This is a genomic window from Bradyrhizobium paxllaeri (assembly GCF_001693515.2).
GTDB lineage: Bacteria > Pseudomonadota > Alphaproteobacteria > Rhizobiales > Xanthobacteraceae > Bradyrhizobium > Bradyrhizobium paxllaeri.
In genome coordinates, this window is sequence record NZ_CP042968.1 from 1,265,658 (window position 1) to 1,277,333 (window position 11,676).

11 protein-coding genes are annotated in these 11,676 nt (G+C 64.0%); 9 read left to right on the forward strand and 2 right to left on the reverse strand.

Annotation, left to right across the window (positions count from 1 at the left end; genetic code table 11):
* Positions 1–41 precede the first annotated feature (41 nt).
* The 7 genes from LMTR21_RS05950 to LMTR21_RS05980 are packed head-to-tail and all read left to right on the forward strand — an operon-like array spanning position 42 to position 7,419.
* Positions 42–1,250, forward strand: a complete 1,209-nt coding sequence (locus LMTR21_RS05950) for an acyl-CoA dehydrogenase (RefSeq protein ID WP_065755700.1) — start codon at positions 42–44, stop codon at positions 1,248–1,250.
* On the forward strand, positions 1,250–2,284 hold the full coding sequence (locus LMTR21_RS05955; RefSeq protein ID WP_065755701.1) for an acyl-CoA dehydrogenase family protein: 1,035 nt from the start codon (positions 1,250–1,252) through the stop codon (positions 2,282–2,284). Before LMTR21_RS05950 ends, LMTR21_RS05955 begins: the two co-directional genes overlap by 1 nt.
* A 15-nt stretch (positions 2,285–2,299) precedes the next feature.
* Positions 2,300–3,073: an SDR family NAD(P)-dependent oxidoreductase gene (locus tag LMTR21_RS05960; protein WP_065755702.1), complete on the forward strand. Its 774-nt coding sequence runs from the start codon at positions 2,300–2,302 to the stop codon at positions 3,071–3,073.
* Between the two features lie 34 nt (positions 3,074–3,107).
* Positions 3,108–4,658, forward strand: coding sequence for an SDR family oxidoreductase (locus tag LMTR21_RS05965; protein ID WP_065755703.1), 1,551 nt, complete (start codon positions 3,108–3,110; stop codon positions 4,656–4,658).
* Positions 4,655–5,440, forward strand: coding sequence for a carboxymuconolactone decarboxylase family protein (locus tag LMTR21_RS05970; protein ID WP_065755704.1), 786 nt, complete (start codon positions 4,655–4,657; stop codon positions 5,438–5,440). The genes LMTR21_RS05965 and LMTR21_RS05970 overlap by 4 nt, the downstream gene beginning before the upstream one ends.
* Positions 5,437–5,907, forward strand: a complete 471-nt coding sequence (locus tag LMTR21_RS05975; protein WP_246175242.1) for a tripartite tricarboxylate transporter TctB family protein — start codon at positions 5,437–5,439, stop codon at positions 5,905–5,907. The genes LMTR21_RS05970 and LMTR21_RS05975 overlap by 4 nt, the downstream gene beginning before the upstream one ends.
* 12 nt (positions 5,908–5,919) lie before the next feature.
* Entirely contained in the window at positions 5,920–7,419 is a 1,500-nt protein-coding gene (locus LMTR21_RS05980; RefSeq protein ID WP_065755705.1) for a tripartite tricarboxylate transporter permease, read from the forward strand.
* 33 nt (positions 7,420–7,452) lie between these two features.
* Here the strand turns inward: LMTR21_RS05980 and LMTR21_RS05985 are convergent, their stop codons facing one another.
* A complete protein-coding gene (locus LMTR21_RS05985) occupies positions 7,453–8,259 on the reverse strand; it encodes an IclR family transcriptional regulator (RefSeq protein ID WP_210250562.1) in 807 nt (268 codons plus the stop codon).
* 165 nt (positions 8,260–8,424) lie between these two features.
* Here LMTR21_RS05985 and LMTR21_RS05990 point away from each other — a divergent pair, with 165 nt between their 5' ends.
* Positions 8,425–8,946 (forward strand): nuclear transport factor 2 family protein, encoded by a 522-nt coding sequence (locus LMTR21_RS05990; protein WP_065755874.1) that lies wholly within the window; start codon positions 8,425–8,427, stop codon positions 8,944–8,946.
* A 47-nt stretch (positions 8,947–8,993) separates the two neighbouring features.
* Positions 8,994–10,628, forward strand: a complete 1,635-nt coding sequence (locus LMTR21_RS05995; protein ID WP_065755706.1) for a flavin-containing monooxygenase — start codon at positions 8,994–8,996, stop codon at positions 10,626–10,628.
* A 38-nt stretch (positions 10,629–10,666) separates the two neighbouring features.
* Here the strand turns inward: LMTR21_RS05995 and LMTR21_RS06000 are convergent, their stop codons facing one another.
* A complete protein-coding gene (locus LMTR21_RS06000; RefSeq protein WP_065755707.1) occupies positions 10,667–11,665 on the reverse strand; it encodes an SIS domain-containing protein in 999 nt (332 codons plus the stop codon).
* Between the last annotated feature and the right edge of the window lie 11 nt (positions 11,666–11,676).

Sequence of the window (11,676 nt, forward strand, 5' to 3'; positions counted from 1 at the left end):
GCCGGCATCGCTCCCGGTTCAGTTGAAGCGGGAAGTCGACGATGACAGTGATTGAAACAGAGCCGCCTGCAGCCGCATCCGGTGATCTGTCCGGTGAGGCCTATCGGGTCGCGATGCGTCGTTGGCTTCGGGCCAATCTGCCTGCGAACTTTCGCAGCGACAGCGCGGCCTTCTCACCGCCGACCCTGCCGCAATCGATTGCGTGGGAGGCGGCGATGTATCGCGCCGGGCTCGCCGGCATCATCTGGCCGAAAGGCTACGGCGGGCATGGCCGGACCTTGCGCGAACACCTGATCGCGAACCAGGAGATCGGCGCGCTGGCGATGCCGGAAAGCGTCAATTCGATCGGCAAGGAGCTCGCAGGCCCGATCATTCTCGCTGTCGGCACCGAGGAGCAGAAGCGCCGCTTCCTGCCGGCGATCCTGGAGATGCGGGATATCTGGTGTCAGGGCTTTTCCGAGCCCGAGGCGGGATCGGATCTCGCGGGCCTGCGGACGCGTGCCACCCGCAGCGGCGACACCTGGCGGATCAACGGTCAGAAGATCTGGACCAGCGGTGCGTACCGCGCCCAGCGCTGTCTGGTGCTGGCGCGAACGGGCCCGCTGGAGGACCGGCATCGTGGGCTGGCGATGTTTGCCGTGCGGCTCGACGCAAAGGGTGTGCGTGTGCGGCCGATCAAATCGATCGACGGACGCGAGAGTTTTTGCGAGGTCTTTTTCGACGACGTCGAGGTCCTGCAGTCCGATGCGCTCGGAGCGCCGGATGAAGGGTGGGCCGCCGCAATCCGCGTGCTTGAGATCGAACGGGCTACCAACCGCATGTATCGCGCCTGGCGCTTCGAGAACGAGCTTCGTCACGTGATCTCGGCCTGCAAGGCCGATCCGGTGCTGGCGCAACTGGTCGCAGAGCGACACTACGAAGTCAGGCTCGGCGAGATTGTCGTCGACATCGAGGTGCTGAAGGCGCATGTCGAGACGGCCGTGGACGCGCTGGTGAACGGCGACCGGATCGGCGCGCGCGGGAGTCTTGCGAAGCTGCACTGGAGCGAAGCGCACCAGCGTTTTGCGGCGCTCACGCTTGAGCTGCTGAACCAGGCATCGTTACCGCTGCATCCGGCCGTGCAGGTCGCGCGCCGCCGCTTCGAGGCGATCTATCTGCAGGCACGCGCCGAGACGATTTATGCCGGCACCACCGAAATTCAGCTCGGCATCATCGCCGACAGGATTCTGCAGCTTTCGAAAGGCAAGTGATGACATTGACCGGCGAAGGATTGCAGCCGAGCGAGTTCGCCGTTACCGCGGCGCGCGCGGTTGCGGATTGTGCGGATTTGAGTTTGCGGGAGCAGGCGAGACACCTTGCCAATGACGGCCTGCTCGGGGTGATGGCGTCTCACGATGTCGGCGGGCTGGATTTGCCGCTGGCCTTTGCTGTCCCGGTGGTCGCGGCCGCGGGGGCAGGCCTGCTCGGCTTTCCGCTGATGGAGGCCCTTCTTCTTGGCCGCGTGCTGCAAGAAACGCAGCCACGAACGGCCGAAGCCGTCGTATCAGGCGAAATGCTGGCGACGATCGCCTGGCAGAGCAATGTCAGTGCCGCGCGTGAAGGTGAATCGGTTGTGCTCAACGGCTGGATTGCCCGGGCAGCTTGCGCGCGCGAGGCCGATTGCCTTCTGGTCCGCATCGGCGAGAGCGGGGCGGCACTGGTTTCGACCAACAGCAATGGGATCGTCGTCGAGGACGCGACGGGTCTGGATCTGGCGGTGCCCGAACACGCTGTCCATCTGGAGGGCGTTACCATACCGGCGGCGAACCTTCTGCCCGAAAATACCTGGCGTGTTCTGTGCTCGGACGCCAACGTCCTGCGCGCCGCGGCCATTCTGGGCTCTGCCGAGACGTGCCTGACGTTGGCGCAGGAACACGCATCGACGCGCCGCCAGTTTGGCCGCGCGCTATCCTACAATCAGGCGATACGGCATGCGTTGGCCCGCCAGAAACTCGGACTGGAAGGCATACGACACGCCATCACACGCAGCGTCGGCGACGAAGCCGGCGCGCTGCAGCGTGATGCTGCGTTTCTCGCCGCAGGCGTCTATGGCAGCGCGATCAGCGAAGGCGCGCTGCAGATTCATGGCGGCATGGGATTCACCTGGGATGTCCCGGTGCACCGGCACTTGCGCCGTGTCCGCGCCTTGCAGGCGCAGGGTGATGCCAGCGAGGTCCTGGCCGCGCTCGGTCGCCGCTACGTCGGTGCGATCGCGCCGGCTTCCGATGTCACCGCGTCACGATAGGGAAGGGAACTCGCAATGACGGAAATGAAGGACAAGCCGCTTGCAAATCGTGTCGCGTTCGTGAGCGGCGCCGGGAACGGGATCGGACGCGCAACCGCATTGCTTCTGGCGTCACGCGGCGCCACCGTGGGCGTCAACGACCTGAAGCCTGAATTCGTCAATTCGACGGTGGAAGCGATCAAGGCGGCTGGCGGCACCGCGGTTGCCGTCACGCAGGACGTCTCGACCCGCGACGGAATGCGCGCCGCCGTCCTTGGCCTCGCCGAGCAGCAGGGACGCCTCGATATCCTCGTCAACAATGCCGCCTGGGTCCGCTACCAGTCGGTGCCCGACATCGCGCCCGAGACCGTGGATCGCATGCTCAATATCGGCTTCAAGGCGATCATCTGGGGCATTCAGGCAGCGGCCGAGGCGATGGATGGCGAGCGCGGCGGCGCGATCATCAATGTGGCTTCGGTTGCCGGATTGATCTCCGCGAAAAACAGCATCGTCTATAGCGGCATCAAGGCCGGCGTCATGGGCATTACGCGGGCCGCGGCGGCAGAACTTGGCGAGCGCAAGATCAGGGTGAACGCGGTGGCGCCATCGGCGATTCCGACGGAGGGGACGATGCGAAACCGCAATGCGGAGCTCGACGCGCGGCGGATCGCGCGGACGCCGCTCGGACGGCTCGGCACGGTCGACGATATAGCCAACACTATCGCCTTCCTGGCCGGCGACGACAGCAGCTTCATATCGGCGCAGGTGCTGACGGTCGACGGCGGGATTGTCCTCACAAACATCGCCTAGCGCAGAAGACGCCTGGGAGCATCGGGGACCGGTTGTGACGCGAGCCGAACGGGAAGCTGAACTGAGCGGACGTGTCGTCCTGATCACGGGGGCGGCCGCCGGGATCGGTTGGGCAGCAGCGCGGCGCTTTGCAGCCCAGGGCGCCCGGGTGCTGATCGCCGACATCGATGCGGACAAGGCCGCAATCCGTGCCGGCGAGCTTGGTGCAGCGCATGGATATTTCGGCGTGGACATGGCGCGGCCGGCGCAGGTGGCCGAGATGGTGCAGCACTGCGTCCGCCGCCTCGGTGGCCTGGATGTGCTCGTCAACAATGCCGGCCGTACCGACACGGATGGGGTTGGTGTGGTGGATCAGCCGGTTTCTGTCTTCGAAAATCTCGTGGCGGTCAATTTGCGCGGCAGCCTTGTCGCTGCGGAGCAGGCTGCAGCGGTGATGCGGCGTTCCGGCGGAGGTGTCATCGTCAATATCGCTTCCGGCGCGGCATTGCGGCCGGTGCCGTTTCGAAACGGCTACAGCGCCTCCAAGGCGGGTGTGCTTGCGATGACACGCCACCATGCCTGCACATTTGCGCGCGATGGAATCAGGGTCAACGCAATCGCACCGGGCTATACGCGTACCGAGTTGGTCGAGGCGCTGATCGCGCGCGGCCGTATCGACCCGGTCGCGGTAGCCCGACGAATTCCGCTCGGTCGCATGGCGGCGCCCGAGGAAATCGCCGCGGCAATCGCATTTCTGGCCTCGCCTCGGGTATCGTCCATCACGGGATCGACCTTTCTCGTCGACGGTGGATCGCTGCTCGGCGGTCATGGCCACACGGAAGAAAACAAGCGCAGCGCGGCGCCGCCGGGGAGGCCGACCTACGTCGTCGTCGGTGCCTGCAGTTCGCTCGGCCAGGCGACGGTCCGGAGGCTCTCTGATGAGGATGCGACGGTCGTGGCGCTCGATGCCGACGGCAAGCAATTGGCGGCGCTTGCCGCAGGGGTTGCCCAATGCCACGCGCTCCCGGTCGAAATTTCGAACGAGCAAGCCATGGCGGAGGCGCTCGCCAGTATCGCGCGCCGTTTCGGTCGCGTCGATGGGGTCGTAAATGCGGTTGGTGCGGATGCAGTGACCACGGCCCATCGAACCGCTCTTTCTGCCGATGCCGGCGGTGACGCGCTGGCGGTCCATCTGACGGGAGCGCTCCGCGTCGCGAAAGCGGTTGGACCGGTCCTGCAGCAACAGGGCTTTGGCACGCTGCTCAACCTGACATCGATCGCCGGCGACGTCGCGCTCGGCGAAGATGTTGAGGTCGCAGCCAGCGCCGGGGCGGTCGCGATGCTCACGCGGACGCTGGCGTGTGAATGGAGCGGGCGCGGCATTCGCGTCAATGCAATCGCCGCGGGACCGATCGAGGGAACGGCGTCGAGCGCGGTTAGCCGGATGCCGCTGGGGCGCGCAGCATCGGCGCAGGATATTGCCGAGACCGCGGCGTTTCTGCTCGGCCCCGACGCCAGCTTTGTCACCGGCAGCGTGATCGCAGTCGATGGTTGGCTCAGCGTCTATGCGGGTCCCGATCGTGTCATTGCAGGATACGCCTCATGAATCTCACTTCCGAGGAACAGGTCCTGAAGGAAGCTTTCATTCGCGCCCGCGGTTACTGGCGGCCATGGACGGAGGGCCTGCTGCGGCTCGATCCGGCTTTTCTCGCAACCTATGCCCGCTATGGCGGCTATCCCGCCGAAACCGGCCCGTTGTCGCGCAAGATGTGCGAATTGATCTATGTCGCCCTGGATGGGTCGGCGACGCATCTGTTTCGTTCGGGGCTCGCATTGCACACGCGTCTCGCGCTCGAGAACGGCGCGTCGGCGCGGGAAATCATCGACGTATTGCGGCTCGCGACCGCGCAGGGTCTTGATGGCTGCAATATCGGTGTCGGCATTCTGGTCGAGGAGCTAGCCGCGGCAGGGCTCGATACGCCAAGGGGCGAACTGTCCGGCCAACAACAGGCGCTGCGCGAAGCCTATATTGCCCGGTTCGGGGATTTCCCCGACTTCTGCGACCAGTGGCTGCGCCTTGATCCCGGCTATTTCGCCGTGCTGCTCGACCTCCTTGTCGGAGGAGTTGCGGCAGATGGGCTCGATGAGCAGGCGAGCTGCCTGATTTCGATTGCCTTGAATGCCTGCTTCACGGGTCTCAATCCGTCGGGACTGCGCGTGCAAATCAGGCGGGCGCTGCGCCTCGGTATCGACACCAGAGAAATCCTTCAGGTTCTCCAGATGACGGCCCACCTCGGCGTCCATGCCTGCGCCGTCGGTGTGCCGATCCTGCTGGAAGCAATCGACGAGAGGGCGGGCGGGAATCCGGATCAGGAGGGACGAGAATGATGGCGCGGTTTGCGATCCGCGATCAGCGTGCCTTTGCTGCGGGTGCGCTGTTCCTCGGCTTTGCGATCTTCTTTTACGTCGTGGCGCTCGGCTATCCCGCGGGCACCGCGGCGCGGATGGGGCCGGGCTATTTTCCCCGTATGCTCGCGATCGTGCTTGCCGCTATCGGGCTTGCCGTGATGGTGCGGGCGATGCGATCGACGGCAGAACGGCAGCCGTTGCGACAGTGGGACTGGAAAGGCCTCGCCTGGGTCACGGGTTCGGTGATCCTGTTTGCCCTCCTGCTGTTTCCACTTGGTCTGGTGGGCTCGCTCTTCGTCCTGATCGTGGTGTCGAGCAAGGCCAGTCATGAGTTCACCTGGAAGGGAGCGTTGGCAAATGCGGCGGTGCTGATCGCGCTGTGCCTGCTCGTGTTCGTCTATGGCCTCGGGCTGCGGCTCCCGGTATGGCCGGCGCTGTTCAATTGAAGGCGAACTGCGATGGATCTCTTTCACAACCTGGCGATCGGCTTCTCCACCGCGGCCCAACCGGCCAATCTGCTCTACGCCTTCTCGGGATGCCTGCTGGGTACCTTGATCGGCGTACTCCCCGGCCTTGGTCCGCTCGCCACCATCGCAATGCTGCTTCCCATCACCTACGCGCTGCCACCGGAGGCGGCGCTGATTATGCTGGCGGGTATCTATTACGGCGCGCAATATGGCGGATCGACCACGGCCATCGTGGTCAACCTGCCCGGCGAGTCCTCGTCCGTCGTCACCACGATTGACGGCTACCAGATGGCGAAGCAGGGCCGGGCCGGCGTCGCGCTCTCGACGGCCGCGATCGGCTCCTTTTTTGCGGGCTGCGTGGCCACGCTGGCGCTTGCGGCGCTGGCCGGGCCGCTGACGGCGGCGGCCTTGCTGTTCGGCCCCAAGGAATTCTTTGCCCTGATGATCCTGGGCCTCATCCTTGCTTCGGTGCTGTCAAGCGGTCCGTTCATCGAGGGCGTCGGCATGGTCGTGCTTGGCATGCTGTTGAGCCTCGTCGGCACCGACCTCAGCAGCGGAACGCAGCGCTTTGCCTTCGGCGTTCCGCAGCTCTTCGACGGCCTCGATTTCGTGCCGCTGGCGATGGGCATCTTCGGCTTTGCCGAGATCGTCAAGAACCTCGAGCAGGACGACAAGCTGTCGCTGGTGACGCAGAAGATCGCCAATCTGTTTCCGACGCGGGAGGATTTCCGGCGCATGATCCCAGCGATGCTCCGTGGCACCACGCTCGGTACGCTGCTCGGCGTGCTGCCGGGCGGCGGCGCGGTGCTCTCGTCCTTCGCCTCCTACACGCTGGAAAAGAAGCTGTCGAAGCATCCGGAGCAGTTCGGCAAGGGCGCAATCGAAGGCATCGCGGGTCCGGAATCGGCGAACAACGCCGGAGCCCAGACCTCCTTCATTCCGCTTTTAACGCTCGGCGTGCCGTCCAACGTCGTGATGGCGCTGATGGTAGGCGCCATGAACATTCACAACATCCAGCCCGGTCCGGAAGTCATGACCAAGAATCCGGCCCTGTTCTGGGGGCTGATTGCCTCGATGTGGGTCGGCAACCTGATGCTGCTGATCCTCAACCTTCCGCTGGTCGGATTGTGGGTAAAGCTTCTCACTATTCCCTATCGCTATCTGTTTCCGGCGATCATGGTGTTCTGTTCGATCGGCGTCTATTCGATCAACGGCGGCACCTTCGAGATCTATGAAGCGGCCGCGTTTTGCGTGTTCGGCTACGTCCTGATCAAGCTGCAACTACCGGCCGCGCCGCTGTTGCTGGGACTGGTGCTGGGGCCGGCGATCGAGGAGAATTTCCGCCGCGCGATGGTGCTTTCGCGCGGCGACGCGAGCGTGTTTCTGACTTCGCCATTGTCGGCCGGCCTCCTGGCCGCCGCCGCCGTCGCAGTCATTTTGATCACGCTACCCGCGATCCGCGCGCGGCGTGAGGAAGCCCTGCAGGAGTGACGGCCGTCCAGCGACTGCCCGTTTGGAGCGATATCACAAGCCGGTATCGGCTGACGCGTCGTTGGCTCTGACCGATCTGGCGGCCTGCTGCAGAACGCTCAAGTAGCGGCTGGAGTTTTGCCTGATCCGCTCGGCTGCGCCGCCAAGTCCGAGCGCCACGGGTTGTTTCTGAATCTTGGTCGGCAGCAGCACGCAAATGGTGGCTCCACCCAAAATTGGCACATTCTCTGCGGAGCAATAGCCTTTGCCGCGGATCTGGCGAATGCGCTTCATCATCTCCGGGAGCTTGACCCTGTCCGACGCATTCGGCGTAGCGATGTTCGCGCGGCGAACGATGTTGTCGACCTTTTCGTCCGGCATCGTCGACATCAGCAGCCAGCCGAGCGCGGACTGCGTCAGCGGTCTGAGCGTTCCCTCATCGACATGAAAGCGAAGCGGGTGAATGGATTGGACGATCTTGACGTACTGCAGATACACGTCGTTCGTGGTGCCGATCGCAACGGCTTCACCCGTTGCGGCATGAACGTCGCGCATCGCCTCGAGCAGGCGGCTGCTTCCGAACAGCGTGCTCGGGATCCAGTCACCCAATGAGGTCACCTTCGGCGTCGGGAAATACACCCGCGTTTTGCGGTCGAAATTCAGGTAGCCGAGGCCGACCAGCGTCTTGAGCAAAACGGTGGCGCTGGACGGCGGATAACCGAGCGCAACGCCGATTTCCGACATGGCACGCGGCTGCCGTTCCCGCATGAAGAATTCGAGGATTTCAATGGCGCGTAGTGCGGATTTGACCGTGGATCCGGCCGCGGAAATGGAGGCGGATGTCGTCTGCTGCGGTGCCACAACGCCCCTCCCTTTGCCGGAGTAAATTCAAGAATGTGAAATTCAGCTTCACATATGAAGTTTTGTTGGTTGCTTCCACTGCACATGGGATGGTTGCCGCCGTCAAGGAGGGCCGATGTGCGAGTTGCGCATCGAGCCAAGGCTTGGACGGGGCGCGATATGACCATAGCTCAAGCGAAGATCGCCGAGCTGCTCGATCGAGAGGCGATCCGCGACTGCATCTACCGTTATTGCCGCGGGGTTGATCGGGCCGATGAAGCGGCGCTTCGCAGCGCCTACTGGCCGGATGCAACGGATGAGCACGGCCCGTATTCGGGCCCGGTCGAAGGGTTCTTCCAGTGGGCGAGCGGAATCTTCGAAAGCGGCGCACGCAACGTCCATATGGTCGGCAACATCCTGATCGAGTTCACCGCACCCAACGAGGCCGTTGTCGAAAGCTATTTCCTCGCGCTGCAGCGCGGGCCGGGACGGGATGACGTCGTTCGCCAGTTTCTGATTGCCGGCCGCTATTGCGACGTCTTTCAGCGGCGAGACGGCGAGTGGCGGGTCTTCCGACGCGTGGTCGTCTACGACTGGGTGGACGAGCAGGTGGCCGCAACCGAGCCCGAAGCGATCCGCTTTGGACCGCGGCTGCCATTGGGCGCGTGGTTTCCCGACGATCCCATCTACGATCTCCGTCGGCGCTAGCGGACGCCGTCTTCAGGATTCAAGAATCAAATGGAGGAAACGCCGACATGAAGATTGGGACTGCAGGAGGACAGCGCGTTGACGTGGTCGTCGTCGGCGCCGGATTCGGCGGCCTGTACGCCGTCTACAAGTTCCGCGAAATGGGCCTCAGGATCGCGGCCTTCGAGGCCGGCGGCGACGTCGGCGGTGTGTGGTACTGGAATCGCTATCCCGGTGCGCGCGTCGATCTGCCGAGCATCGACTACAGCTATTCCTTTTCGCCCGAGATCGAACAGGAGTGGACCTGGTCGGAAGAGTTCGCGTCGCAGCCGGAGCTTCTGGCCTACTTCAACTTCGTCGCCGACCGGCTCGACATGCGCAAGCACTACCAGTTCAACACGCGGGTCACGCGTGCCGTCTGGGATGAAGCGCGCAAGCTTTGGAAGGTGACGAGCGATCGCGGCGAGACGATTGAAGCCACTTATTGCGTGATGGCGACCGGTCCTCTCTCGATTCCGAGGGATCCCGAGATACCCGGCATCGATGCCTACAAGGGTCAATTGCTGCGGGCTGGTAAATGGCCGCATCATCCGGTGAGCTTCAAAGGAAAGCGCGTTGGCGTGATCGGCACGGGATCGACCGGCATCCAGATCGTGCAGGAGGTCGGCCGGCAGGCCGATGAGCTGTTCGTGTTCCAGCGCACGCCGAGCTTCACCATGCCGATGCGCAACCAGAAGCTCGATCCCGATTACGTGGCGGATGTCAAACGCAACTACGCCGGTATTCGCGAGGCGGCGCGCAACAGCCCGAACGGCGGCGTGCGGCCGTGGACGACCCGCGCGTTCTTCAGCGTGACGCCGTCGCGTCGTCGCGAGCTCCTGGAAGATGCCTGGAAGTCCGGCGGGTTGACCATGCTCGGCACCTTCACGGATCTCTTGAGCAACGAGGAGGCCAATGAGCATGTTGCGGAGTTCGTGCGCGACAAGATCAATGGCGTCGTCACCGATACCGTCACCGCGGAAAAGCTGAAGCCGCGCGGCTACCCGATCTTTGCCCGTCGTCCGTGCCTCGACACCGGCTATTATGAGACGTTCAACCAGCCGAATGTTCGCCTGATCGATTGCGTCACCGACCCGATCGTGGAGATCACGGCGCATGGCGTGCGCACGCAGTCGGGCGAAACCGAACTCGACATGCTCATCTTTGCGACCGGCTATGACGGGCTGACAGGCGCACTGACGGCTTTCGATGTCGTCGGTCGCGACGGCTGTACCGTGAACGAGAAATGGAAGGAGGGGGCCCGGTCATATCTAGGCCTGATGATGGAGGGATTTCCGAATCTCTTCATGACGACCGGACCTAACGGCCCGGCGGCGCTGGCCAACATCGTCAGGATCAGCGAGAACGATGTCGACTGGATCGCCAATGCCATCACGCATATGGCTGACCATGGCCTCGATACCATCGAGCCGACCAGGAAGGCGGAAGACGACTGGATGTCGCTCGTGTTCAAGCTCGCGCAGCGTTCGCTCCTGTCCAAGGCGAAGACCTGGTACGTCGGCACCAACGTCAAGGACAAGGCTCAGGGACTGACGCTGTTCACGGGCGGGTTTCCCAAATACCGGGAGTATTGCGCGGCCGCCATACAAAACGGGTACTGCGATTTCGTTTTTGAACGAGGACGAAAGCCGGTCGCCGCTTGACGGTCGAAGTGCGCGTGATGTCGCCGATTGGTCAGCCGTCAAAACGTCTCGGTAATCTTGCTCAGGCGAGGCGGACGATCGGGGTCAAATCCGCAGGCACGCGCTGCCTGCTCGATCATCCGATAGGCCGGAACGAGCATGGTGATCGGGTCGGTGGCGGGGTCATCCTCGGCCAGCCAGGGCAGCGAGCCATGCGGTCCGCCGCATAGATGCAGCGCGATCTCCTGCTCGCGCAGTTCTTCCGCCACCGCGTCCACCGTAACAGCCGTTTCGTCCATGAGGCGCATCATGACAACCGGCGTGCGCGATGATAGCGCGGCGCGCGGCCCATGCTGCAGCTCGGCAGCGCTCAGACCAATGGAAGGCAGGCGCAGGATTTCCGAAAGCTTGAGCGCGATCTCCCGCGCCGAGCCCAGGCCCAGGCCTCGCGCCGCCACAAACACGGCTGATGCCTTGGCGAGATCATCGGCAATTGCGGACCAGTCGAGCGCCAGCGCGCGGTGCAGGCGCTCGGGCAGCCTGTCGAGGGTTGACCGCAGCGCAGGGTCCTCCGCCAACTCGGCAACAAGCTCGGCGCTGGCGGCCATCGAGCCGATCACGGTCTTGGTCGCCGCCACGGAGTGCTCCGTGCCAGCTTCGATCGGAACGACGAACTCCGCTTCGTCGGCCACCGGCGACGACGTCGCGTTGACGATGGCGATAGTGCGGGCGCCCGCGGCACGCGCCGATCTGGTCGCCGCGACAAGATCCGGGCTGCGCCCGGATTGCGAGATCACGATGAACAGCGCATCGCGCAGCATCAAGGGTGTGCGAAATGCCGTGATCACGGAAGGAGCGCTGGCTGAGACGGGAAGGCGAAGCCGCGTCTCGACAAGGTATCTCAGGAAAACCCCGGCATGCCCGGAACTCCCCCGGCCGCACACGACGCACAGGGGGGCGGAGCCAATCCCAATCCGCTGGGCGATGTCGCGCGTGGCGGGACGGTTGCGAACAATCCTGGCGACAACATCCGGGCTTTCGCCGATTTCGCGCGCCATGGCGGAAGACG